The sequence below is a fragment of the Pseudomonas sp. 5.2 genome (assembly GCF_059025405.1).
The window spans coordinates 1-758 of the sequence record NZ_JBYBHH010000055.1 but is presented as its reverse complement, the minus strand read 5'-3'; the positions used below and the strand labels follow the sequence as shown (position 1 = coordinate 758).

Below are 758 nucleotides of genomic sequence, written 5' to 3'. Positions count from 1 at the left end.
GAGCGCTTCGAGTCCCTCGCCGCCGAGCTGCGTGACGAAGGCATCGACGAGCAGCAGGTGCGCCGCATCGTCCGCGCCGTCGGTGGCTCGGGCTTCAACCTCAACCTGTTCCCCAACGTCGCCTGCTCGATGGCGTTTTTCCGCGTGCTGCAGCCGATCTCGGTGACCGAGACCGAAATCCACCACTCGGTGATCACCATGGACGGCGGCCCAGCCGCAGCCAACCGCTACCGCCTGCGCCTGCACGAGCACTTCCAGGGCCCGATGGGCTTTGGCACCCCGGACGATTCCGAAGCCTGGGAGCGCGTGCAGAAAGGCGCCCGTGCCGGTGAAGACCTGTGGATCATGCTCAACCGCGGCCTGCCGGGCGAGAAGCCCAGCGCCGACGGGCTGGTGTCCGACGTGAGTGCCGAAACCGGCATGCGTGCGGCGTACCAGCAGTGGAAGAAGATGATGACGGCGGAGAGCAAGTGATGGATTTGAACCTACTGAACGAAGTCACCGCCTTCATCTGGCAGGAAGGCGACATGCTCGACCACGGCGAGTACGACACCTGGCTCAGCCAATGGACCGAAAAAGGCACGTACATCATCCCCATCGACCCGCGCGAGAGTGACTACGAGAACACCCTCAACTACGCCTACGACGACCACCACATGCGTGGCCTTCGCGTGCAGCGGTTGATCGGCGGCGAGTCGATTTCCACCAGCCCGCAACCACGTACCGTGCGCACGATTTCGCGCTTCCGGGTGCTGGGC

Annotated in this window: 2 protein-coding genes; both read left to right on the top strand. The window is 64.5% G+C overall.

The annotated features are described in order from the left end of the window. Positions 1-474: SRPBCC family protein (locus AC5PZ0_RS28270; protein WP_493856212.1), on the top strand; the 474-nt coding region annotated here is incomplete at its 5' end. Further along, positions 474-758, top strand: a 285-nt coding sequence (locus tag AC5PZ0_RS28265) for an aromatic-ring-hydroxylating dioxygenase subunit beta (RefSeq protein ID WP_493856211.1), incomplete at its 3' end; no start/stop codon positions are given. The genes AC5PZ0_RS28270 and AC5PZ0_RS28265, both read left to right, overlap by 1 nt.